This is a genomic window from Georgenia thermotolerans, from assembly GCF_009193185.1.
GTDB classification, from domain to species: domain Bacteria; phylum Actinomycetota; class Actinomycetes; order Actinomycetales; family Actinomycetaceae; genus Georgenia; species Georgenia thermotolerans.
The window spans coordinates 1-3,395 of record NZ_VUKF01000091.1 but is presented as its reverse complement, the minus strand read 5'-3'; the positions used below and the strand labels follow the sequence as shown (position 1 = coordinate 3,395).

Annotated in this window: 3 protein-coding genes; all 3 read right to left on the bottom strand. The window is 72.0% G+C overall.

Annotated features, from left to right (window positions below; all coding sequences use genetic code 11):
- Positions 1 to 47: 47 nt before the first annotated feature.
- From GD970_RS21235 to GD970_RS21225, 3 genes are read right to left on the bottom strand one after another with little or no spacing between them, the layout of a single operon-like run.
- Positions 48 to 341 carry a hypothetical protein gene (locus tag GD970_RS21235; RefSeq protein ID WP_152204872.1) on the bottom strand — a complete coding sequence of 98 codons (294 nt, stop codon included), beginning with the start codon at positions 339 to 341 and terminating at the stop codon, positions 48 to 50.
- Positions 338 to 2,251 (bottom strand): tyrosine-type recombinase/integrase, encoded by a 1,914-nt coding sequence (locus GD970_RS21230; RefSeq protein ID WP_152204871.1) that lies wholly within the window; start codon positions 2,249 to 2,251, stop codon positions 338 to 340. Before GD970_RS21230 ends, GD970_RS21235 begins: the two co-directional genes overlap by 4 nt.
- The gene (locus tag GD970_RS21225) at positions 2,217 to 3,296 is read right to left on the bottom strand and encodes a tyrosine-type recombinase/integrase (protein WP_152204870.1); all 1,080 of its coding nucleotides are present in this window, start codon (positions 3,294 to 3,296) and stop codon (positions 2,217 to 2,219) included. The genes GD970_RS21230 and GD970_RS21225 overlap by 35 nt, the downstream gene beginning before the upstream one ends.
- Between the last annotated feature and the right edge of the window lie 99 nt (positions 3,297 to 3,395).

The window sequence follows — 3,395 nt, the reverse complement described above, 5'->3', positions numbered from 1 at the left end:
GGTTAACCGGCTAATCCCTGCCCCTCCGGGGTGGTGGAGGTAGCTGGTCAGGTCCGTCGGAGTCTGCGGAGCTCTTCTTCGTGGCGGCGGACCTTGGTGGCGAGCTCCTCGAGCGCGGTGCGTAGATGGGTCAGGTCGGCGCTGATGCCGGTGAGGTCGGGGGCATGTCTGCCGCGGGATCGGTGGTCCTCGACGATGGCACGGAGGTCGCGGCGGCGGTAGAGCGTGGCGCGGCCGATGCCGGTATGGGCTGCGACGGCGTCGAAGGTGACGCAGTGGCCGTCGGCGAGCAGGGCAGCGCAGGCGTCCTCGACGTACTGGGGTCGGTGGTCGGTGGTCATCGCGTTCCGGTCTGTTCGATGTGGGCGTCGAGCCGGTCGATGAGGCGGCGGTGTCGTTCGATCTCGCTGTCCCAGCCGCGGGTCTCGGCATCGGTGGCCAGGGCTTGGGCGTCGGCGCGCTGGGCGGTGAGCGCGGGCAGGAAGGTGGTGTCGGTGCGGAAGCTGGGGCAGTGCTCGCAGATGTTGGCGTAGGCGCAGGGGCCCTGGGCCTGCGCGCGGATGCAGTACCCGCCGCCCAGGCGTGCCTTGATGCCCGGCCCGGTCCGCCAGTCCTGGTCCGCTACGGGCAGGCCGGTGCGGCTGGGCGGTTCGCAGGGCAGGGTCCCGAGGTGGTCCTTGGCGGCGGTGAGGGCGCGTTCGTACTCGGCCTTGACGGTGGAGTCGAACAGGCGGCCGTAGCGCAGGCTCATCTCTGCCGAGACGTGCCCGAGCAGGGCCATGAGGCCTTGCAGCGACACCCCGGCGTTGACCAGCGTGGTGGCGTAGGTGTGCCGGAGCTGGTGCGGGGTGGTGTGCGGCAGGTCGGCCTGGCTGCAGACCCGGGTCAGGACATCGCGGAGCTGGTAGGCGGAGACCCGCTGACCGTGATGGGTCAGCAGGAAGTCGGTGGGCCGGCCGGTGCGCGGGTGCGGCAGCGCCCGCCCCGGCGAGCGAGTGGCGACGATGCGGTCGACCAGGGCGAGAGTCTCCTCGTCCAGGGGGACCATCCGTTCGGTGGCGAGCTTGCCGAGGGGGACCTTCAGCCAGGCCCCCTCGCCGGGGATCTCGTGGACGCAGTCCAGCTCGAGGTCGACCAGCTCACCGATGCGCAGGCCGGTGGCCCGCTGGAGCAGCAGGGCGTCGGCAGCCAACCGATCCGGGCAGGCCTCCAGCGCGGCGGCGAGACGCCGGTCGGTGTCCGGGGGCAGATAGCGCGGCAGGGAGCGGGGCAGCTTGGGCAGGTCGGAGCGGAAGACCAGCCGCTGAGCCGGGGCGTCGGACCAGCCCCATTCGGCGATGTCGTTGAGCATGCAGTGGATCGCCAGCACCCGGCCGCGGCGCTCGGAGGCCGACAGCGGGCCGCCGCCGCGGGAGCTGCGACCGGTGGCGGTCGCGGTCAGGTAGGTCTCAATGTGTCGGCGCCGGTCCAGGTCGGCCAGGGTGGCAAGGCCGGGTTCCACCCGGGCCAGGTGGGCGGCGAAGTGGTTGAGCCGGCTCGCGGTGCCGGTCACCGTCGAGCGGGTGTGTGTGGCCAGCAGCCGGTCTAGATAGGCGACGAAGACCGGACGCAGGACCTCGGTGGCGTCGCGCATCCGCTCGGCGAAGCTCTGCCGCAGCAGCGTGGCGGCGTTGAGCGGCGGGTTGGATAGGACGCCGAGGTGGAAGAGGACCTGGCGGGTGGTGCGAACCGCGCGGACGTAGTGCCGGAGCCCGGTGTGCTCGGCGTCCTGGCGCTGCCGGCACGCCTCGAGCAGGTCCTCGAGGTCGTCCTCGGTGAGCTGGTCGAGCGGGCGCCCGGTCTGGACGAGCAGACGGCCGACGACCTGGGAGCCGACGGCGCTGCGGGTCCGTTCGGTAAACCCCAGCTCGGCCGCGGCGGCGAGGAAGCGTTCCAGATCCGCGGCCATCGGCCCGTGCTGGGCCTCCCGCCAGAAGCTCGTGAGCTTGCGCCGCAGCAGGTAGTCATAGCCCGGCCGCAGGTGCCCGCCGAGCAGCAGGAACATCAGGAACGAGCCCGCCGCGGTGGGCAGGGCGAGGCGGGTGGTCAGCGGCTCGGCCGCCCAGTCCTGCGGGTCGGGCCAGCGTCGCAGAAACGCCCGCGCCGCCCACTGCTGGTTGCAGCCGTGCAGGCCCGTGCGGGCGGCGTGCTCGGCGAAGGCCGCCAGCAGGGCGACGTCATGTGCGGGCGCGCAAGCGCGAACGGGCAGCATCGAACTCCTCACGCAGATACGAGGGGGCCAGATGGATGTAGGCGGCGGAAGAATCGACGTGGTCGTGGCCCATGAGCGCCTGGATGACCGACAAATCCACACCCGCCTCGGCCAGCGCGGTGCCGAAGGAGTGCCGCAGCGCGTGGGGGTGACCCGCCGGCACCCCGGCCTTGCCCCGGTGGTAGCGGAAGATCGTGCGCAGCCCCGCCGCGCTCAGCCGCTGGCCGCGGTTGGGGCCCTTCGCGACGACAAACAGCGCGGACGCGTCGGTCTCCGGACGCTCGACGAGCAGGTAGGTCTGGATGGCGCCGGCGACGTCATGGTCGATCGGCACCCGCCGTTCCTTGTCGCCCTTGCCGATCACCCGCACCCACCGCCGGGCAATATCGACGTCCCTGACGTCCAGGCCCAGCACCTCGGCCGAGCGCAGCCCGGACAGCAGCATCAACCCCGCGATCGCCCGGTCGCGCCAGGTGCGGAAGCTGGCCAGCAGCTCGGTGGACTCCCGGGCCGTCAACCCGCGGGGCAACCGGCGCGGTTCCCGGAGGCGCAGCGGCGAGCGGGAACGTGGCTTGGCCACGTGGGCGAGCAGCCCGGTCCGCGGCGTCCGGGACACCGACCGGGCGTGGCGGCCCGACGGCGCCGGGTTGCGCGTGCCCGGATCGCGCATCTGCCGGAAGGCGAACATCGCCGAGATCGCCGCGAGGCGACGGTTGATGGTCGTCGGCGCGTAGCCGACGTTGCGGCCGTCCCGGATGGAGAAGACGTTGCCGCCGGGCCGGCCGGGCAACACCGCCTCCCGGCACGCCGTCAGGAACCGCAGCAGCACGTCGGTGTCGACCTCGTCGAGCGCCACGCCCTCGCCATGAAGCCACCGCGCGAACGCGAGCAGGTCGAACGCGTAGGCGCGCCGGGTCTGCGGCGAGTAATTCCGGTCGGCCAGATACCCCAAGAAATCGTTGACCAGGCCGAATCCGCCCGCGGCGGGACCGGCCAGTTGCCAGTCGCCGTCGGTGCACTGGACCTTCAGAGCTTCGTCGCTCATGAGACGTAGGTATCCCAGCCGGATCATCGGTGGTCAAACACTCCGGGAAATCCGGCGTTTCTACCGCTGCTCCTACCGGGATTAGCCGGTTAAGAGAGG

What these genes read in the sequence shown, in the direction of transcription:
- GD970_RS21230 (WP_152204871.1), bottom strand. Translation starts at nt 2,251, where the DNA reads ATGCTGCCCGTTCGCGCTTGCGCGCCCGCACATGACGTCGCCCTGCTG.
- GD970_RS21235 (WP_152204872.1), bottom strand. Translation starts at nt 341, where the DNA reads ATGACCACCGACCACCGACCCCAGTACGTCGAGGACGCCTGCGCTGCC.
- GD970_RS21225 (WP_152204870.1), bottom strand. Translation starts at nt 3,296, where the DNA reads ATGAGCGACGAAGCTCTGAAGGTCCAGTGCACCGACGGCGACTGGCAA.